A 1,092-nucleotide genomic window follows, 5' to 3' on the forward strand; every position below is an offset into this window, starting at 1 on the left:
GCATGTAGAACGAGGTCGACCGAATCATCCAGCGACATCAGGAAACGTGTCATGTTGGGATCGGTAATGGTAATTGATTTGCCATCCTTCAGTTGTTGAATAAACAGCGGAATCACGGAACCGCGCGAAGCCATGACATTGCCATAGCGGGTTGCGCAGATGACCGTTTCGCCTGCCGTGCGCATGCGTGATTTGGCGACCATGAGTTTTTCCATCATGGCCTTGGAAATGCCCATGGCATTGATTGGATAGACGGCCTTGTCCGTGCTCAACACAACCAGGCGCTGGACATTGTTGGCGACTGCGGCGTTCAGGACGTTTTCGGTACCCAGCACATTCGTGCGTACCGCTTCCATGGGATAAAACTCGCATGACGGCACCTGTTTCAGCGCAGCAGCGTGGAAAACATAGTTCACGCCTTTCATTGCTTCATTGATGCTGTCGTAATTACGGATATCGCCGATATAAAACTTCAGTTTCGGATTGTTCAGCGCAATGCGCATGTCTTCCTGTTTTTTTTCATCCCGGCTGAAAATCCGGATTTCCGCCACGTCGGTGGAGAGGAAGCGCTTCAATACGGCATTGCCGAAGGAGCCCGTACCACCCGTAATCATCAGTACTTTATCTTTAAACATTTATTGCTCCTTATTACTTAAAATTAGCCATTTTCTGGATGAGTTCCGGCCATGCCGGTGCCACGTAGCCAGTGGCGGCGCGGAAGCGTTCCGCATTCAGCGATCTGTCGATTGTTAATTGCTCATCGGCAACAATGTCGATCTGCTTTCCATAGGCTTGCGCAACCAGGGTGAGCAGATCAAATTTGTTGATCGGCTTGGCGGCCACATGGTACAGACCGTGCAATGCGGGTTGCGGCAAGACGACATCGCGTATCACGTGCGCCAGTTCGACCGTTGGCAAGCCCGAGAAAACCGCTTTCGTATAGCCCTTGACAGTGCCTTGCTGCCCGAGGAACCAGCCGACCAGGCTCTTTGCGCTGTTCAGCTCGTGGCCGATGATCGAGGTGCGCAGCGTGATGCAGTGCGGATAGTCGACTTCCCCCAGGAATTTCGAGCGTCCGTACAGGTCCTTGGC

The 1,092-nt window shown here is 52.7% G+C and carries 2 protein-coding genes; both read right to left on the reverse strand.

Annotation, left to right across the window (positions count from 1 at the left end):
- Positions 1-635, reverse strand: a 635-nt coding sequence (locus AC0V2Y_RS28810; protein WP_475418067.1) for a polysaccharide biosynthesis protein, incomplete at its 3' end; no start/stop codon positions are given.
- A 13-nt stretch (positions 636-648) separates the two neighbouring features.
- Positions 649-1,092 (reverse strand): Rossmann-fold NAD(P)-binding domain-containing protein (locus AC0V2Y_RS28815; protein WP_475418066.1); only part of this gene is annotated, 444 nt, incomplete at its 5' end.

The organism is Janthinobacterium sp. BHSEK, from assembly GCF_056174685.1.